3 protein-coding genes are annotated in these 4537 nt (G+C 41.0%); 2 read left to right on the top strand and 1 reads right to left on the bottom strand.

Features of this window, described 5'->3' with window-relative positions; translation table 11 throughout:
* Together thrS and RWP19_RS09360 are read left to right on the top strand one after the other, a co-directional pair.
* Window positions 1-1602 (top strand): threonine--tRNA ligase (thrS, locus tag RWP19_RS09365; protein ID WP_314357428.1); only part of this gene is annotated, 1602 nt, incomplete at its 5' end.
* Window positions 1603-1717: 115 nt separating this feature from the next.
* A complete protein-coding gene (locus RWP19_RS09360; RefSeq protein WP_314357427.1) occupies window positions 1718-2923 on the top strand; it encodes an MFS transporter in 1206 nt (401 codons plus the stop codon).
* Window positions 2924-3002: 79 nt separating this feature from the next.
* Here the strand turns inward: RWP19_RS09360 and RWP19_RS09355 are convergent, their stop codons facing one another.
* Window positions 3003-4496: a DASS family sodium-coupled anion symporter gene (locus tag RWP19_RS09355; RefSeq protein ID WP_314357426.1), complete on the bottom strand. Its 1494-nt coding sequence runs from the start codon at window positions 4494-4496 to the stop codon at window positions 3003-3005.
* Window positions 4497-4537: the final 41 nt, after the last annotated feature.

Below are 4537 nucleotides of genomic sequence, written 5' to 3'. Positions count from 1 at the left end.
TTCTACTATGATATCGATATGGAACATACATTGACTCCTGAAGATTTGACTAAAATCGAAAAGGAAATGAGCCGTATTGTAAAAGAAAACTTGCCTATCACTAAATCCGTAATGTCTCGTCAAGAAGCTATCGAGTTCTTCAAATCTAAAAACGAAGATTACAAGGTAGAATTGATTGAAGACCTTCATGAAGATGCTGTTATTTCTTGCTATGCTCAAGGCGACTTCATCGATCTTTGTGCAGGTCCTCACGTGGCATCCACTGGTAAGGTAAAAGCTTTCAAATTACAAAGCATTGCAGGTGCATACTGGCGCGGCGATGAAAAGAACAAAATGTTGCAACGTATCTACGGTACAGCATTTGAAAAGAAAGAAGAACTTGATGCATACCTTCACATGCTTGAAGAAGCAGCTAAACGCGACCATCGTAAACTCGGTAAAGAACTTGGCTTGTTCGTTATCAAAGAAGAAGGTCCAGGCTTCCCATTCTTCTTACCAAAAGGTATGGCTCTTCGCAACGAATTGGAAAACTTCTGGCGCGAAGTACATCATGATTTCGAATATGATGAAATCCGCACACCAATCATCTTGAATAAACATTTGTGGGAAACATCTGGTCACTGGGAACATTACCGTGAAAATATGTATACTACAATCATTGATGACGAAGAATATGCCATTAAACCTATGAACTGCCCAGGCGGTATCTTGGTTTACCAAAACGAAATGCATTCCTACCGTGACTTGCCACTTCGTTATGCAGAACTTGGCCTAGTTCATCGTCATGAATTATCTGGCGCACTACACGGCTTATTCCGCGTTCGTGCTTTCACACAAGACGATGCGCACGTATTTATGTTGCCTGAACAAATGCAATCCGAATTGATGAAAGTTATCGAATTGTTCGATCGTATCTATAGCCAATTCGGTTTGAAATACCATGTTGAATTGTCTACTAAACCAGACAATGCAATGGGTGATGATGCAATTTGGGAAGCAGCTACAGAAGCATTGCGTAACGCTATCGAAGCAAAAGGCATCGATTATGTTATCAACCCTGGCGACGGCGCATTCTACGGCCCTAAACTTGATTACCATATCGAAGATTCCTTGGGCCGTACATGGCAATGTGGTACTATCCAATTGGATATGAACTTGCCTGAACGCTTCAACGTAGAATATATCGGTGAAGATGGTCAAAAACATCGTACTATCATGATTCACCGTGCATGCTTTGGCTCTATGGAACGTTTTATCGGTATCTTGACTGAACACTATGCTGGTGCATTCCCAACTTGGATGGCACCTGTTCAAGTGAAAGTATTACCTATCTCCGAAAAACACGTGGAATACGCTAACCAATTGGCAAAACAAATGCGCCATGACTACGTTCGCGTAGAAGTAGACGATCGCAACGAAAAAATTGGTTACAAAATTCGCCAAGCACAAATGGAAAAAGTTCCTTACATGCTTGTTGTTGGTGATAAAGAAGTTGAAGAAGGTACAGTCAACGTTCGTAAACACGGTGGTGATGAATTAGGTTCCGTACCATTCGAAGAATTCTTCAATTCTATTAAGGTTGAAATCAAAGATCGTAACTAAATACTTAGCCCCCATATACTAAAGCCTTTCATTAGACTTAAGTCTAGGCGTTGAACCTTTGTATAGTGGGGGCTATCTCTTTAACTGTTACCTGTGAGTAACGAAAGGTAAGATTATGAAAGAAATAAATTCCTACGGTTGGAAAGCCGTTATTGGGTCCTCTATCGGTTATGCCATGGATGGTTTTGATCTCTTGATTTTAGGTTTTATGCTGACCTTAATTTCTGGAGATTTAGGCTTGACCACTGGTCAAGCCGGTTCTTTGGTGACGTGGACCTTGGTGGGTGCCGTACTTGGCGGTTTAGTGTTTGGTACTTTGTCCGATAAGTTTGGTCGAGTTCGAGTATTAACTTGGACCATTGTACTCTTTGCTGTATTTACTGGCCTCTGTGCTTTTGCTCAAGGCTATTGGGATCTTCTTATTTACCGTACAATCGCTGGCATTGGTTTAGGTGGTGAATTTGGTATTGGCATGGCGTTAGCTGCTGAGGCTTGGCCTGCACAACATCGTGCAAAAGCGACTAGTTATGTTGCTCTTGGTTGGCAATTAGGCGTGTTGGCTGCTGCTTTGTTAACACCATTACTCATTCCTATCATTGGATGGCGTGGTATGTTTATGGTTGGTATTATTCCAGCTTTTGTGGCATGGGTATTCCGTGCTAAGCTACACGAACCAGAAATCTTTGTACAAAGTAAAGAAGATAAAGAGCATTCACATACAAACTCTTTCAAGTTATTAGTAAAAGATGTAAGGACTACAAAGACATCTATTGGTGTTGCGATACTCACATCTGTTCAAAACTTTGGTTATTACGGTATTATGATTTGGTTACCTAATTTCTTGAGTAAACAATTAGGTTTTTCCCTTACCAAATCTGGTTTATGGACTGCGGTCACTGTATGTGGCATGATGGTTGGTATTTGGTTGTTTGGCCGCTTGGCTGATAAAATAGGTCGTAAACCTACATTCATTCTATTCCAAGTATGTGCTGTAGTATCTATTTTAATCTATTCTCAACTATCTGATCCAACAGCGATGCTATTTGCCGGTGCTATTTTAGGCGCCTCTGTAAATGGTATGATGGGTGGCTATGGTGCTTTGATGGCAGAAGCCTATCCAACAACTGCCCGTGCAACGGCTCAAAATGTACTATTTAACATCGGTCGTGCTGTAGGTGGCTTTAGCCCAATGGTAGTAGGTATGATCATCTCTATGTACTCCTACCAAGTAGCAATTGCATTCCTAGCTATTATCTATGTACTTGATATTCTTGCAACTGTATTCTTAATCCCTGAACTTAAAGGTAAAGAATTAGAATAATATAGTGAATATCTAAAAGGCTCTGTCTTATTATGACAGAGCCTTTTTGTTTATATATGATTTTTATGAAAGTACAGTATTATGCGATTCCAATCCAGTGCCAATATGTTAATGCGAATACAAGCATCATCACATAGCCAATGATAGTCAAAGGAATACCTGTAGTCATAAATGTTTTTACATCGAATGTGTCGGTACCATAAGCTACCATACCTTGCGGTGAGTTTACTGGTAACACTAGACCGAAGCAGATAGCGTATTGCATAAGCATGGTTACACCAATTGGGTTAAGACCTTCTGCATTGTGACCTACTACGATGGATATTACGATAGGAATCATAGCAGAGGAGAGCGCTGTAGCAGATGCAAAGCCTAGGTGAATGACAATGAGAAAAGCCGCTATTACAGCAATTAAGATGAATACGCTGGCACTTTCAAGGGAGAAAGCATTTACGAATACTTGAGCAAGCCATGTAGCCGCTTTTGTTTTGAGTAATACAGAGCCTAAACCGATACCAGCACCAAACATAACGATGGAACCCCAGTCGATGTTTGGCTGTGCAAATTTCCAATCCATGATACCAATTTTAGGGAAGAAGAATAATGCAATGGCCACAATTGTTGTAGTTGTTGTGTCGATACTATGGAGCTTTCCACCAGTAGCCCACAATGCGAGTAGACCGATAGAGATACATAACAGTTTCTTTTCATCAGTACTCATAGGACCGATTTCTTGGCGCATTTTAGCGAGTTGTACATCGCCACCTACAAGTTCTTTAAACTCTGGCTTGATTAATGCTTGTGTTAAGAAGTAGGCGATGATAACCATAATGATGGAGAATGGAGCCGCTGCTGTGAGCCAATCTATCCAGCTAATAGATGTATTCATCTGAGTTTGTATAAAGCCTACAGCCACAAGGTTTTGAGCGGCAGCTGTTTGAATCATAATATTCCAGAACGTATCAGCTTGTACGGCACCTACCATGAGTAGAGCGGCTACGCGGCTTTTACGTTCAATACCTAAGTTCTCAACAATACCAATGATAATCGGTGCTAAGCAAGCAATACGAGCTGTTGCACTGGGTACGAAGAAGGCGAGGATAAGTCCTGTAATAATAACACCTAAATAAATACGACTTACCTTAGTACCAACGCTAGACAGTACTAACATGGCAATACGACGATCGAGACCTGTTTTGCGCATAGCTACAGAGATAAACATAGCGGCACCTACAAGAATCATGGCTGGTGAAGAATAACCAGAAATGATAAGCTTCAAGGCATTGGCTGTGCCCATCGCCTTAGCAGGTGCTTCGGGATTTGGTGAGAATCCTAATAGTAGAGCTGTAAGTGCAGTAATCATAGTAGCACTTACTGGATAAGAAACAGCTGAGGTCATCCATAAGATGATAGCAAAGGCGAGGACGCCAATCATACGATGACCGCCGGTAGATAATGTTTCCGGTGTAGGCAATAATAAAATACCGCCTAAAACAATAAAGGATAAAATAAGTCCAATATTTTGAGCAGTTGTACGCGCCTTTTGAGGAGGGGCAGTGGTTGTTACACTCATAATAAAACTCCTTTCAATTTGTGTAATACCTATTACTGTAT

Origin of the sequence: uncultured Veillonella sp. (assembly GCF_963522475.1) — a bacterium.
GTDB lineage: Bacteria > Bacillota > Negativicutes > Veillonellales > Veillonellaceae > Veillonella.
This window is presented reverse-complemented; position numbering and strand designations above follow the sequence as displayed.

Bases quoted from the DNA above. Each gene is read 5' to 3' on its own strand.
- RWP19_RS09360 (WP_314357427.1), top strand. From the start codon at position 1,718: ATGAAAGAAATAAATTCCTACGGTTGGAAAGCCGTTATTGGGTCCTCT.
- RWP19_RS09355 (WP_314357426.1), bottom strand. From the start codon at position 4,496: ATGAGTGTAACAACCACTGCCCCTCCTCAAAAGGCGCGTACAACTGCT.